This is a genomic window from Paraburkholderia sp. SIMBA_030 (genome assembly GCF_046535245.1).
Lineage (GTDB): Bacteria > Pseudomonadota > Gammaproteobacteria > Burkholderiales > Burkholderiaceae > Paraburkholderia.
Genome location: NZ_JAWRXB010001838.1, coordinates 1 through 229, shown reverse-complemented (window position 1 = coordinate 229; position 229 = coordinate 1). Strand labels below are relative to the sequence as shown.

The 229-nt window shown below is 39.3% G+C and carries 1 protein-coding gene; it reads left to right on the top strand.

Annotated features, from left to right (window positions below):
- A partial coding sequence (locus SB772_RS46340; protein ID WP_410839311.1) for a hypothetical protein occupies positions 1-229 on the top strand: 229 nt, incomplete at both ends.

Sequence of the window (229 nt, the reverse complement as noted above, 5' to 3'; positions counted from 1 at the left end):
ATGGGTGGTTATTCTGGTGCTATCGTCGATAATATGGGTTATCCGTTTTTCTTTATCTTTACCTTTGCTATTGGTATTCCAATTCTGGCACTGATTTACTTTGTCGATAGACATATTGTCATTGGTGATAACGATGATATTTATGGCGATGACAATAATGATGGTAGCGGTGATAACGGGATAGGTGTCAAGCTGAGCAAAACCAATCCTAACCTGACCGATACCAAAG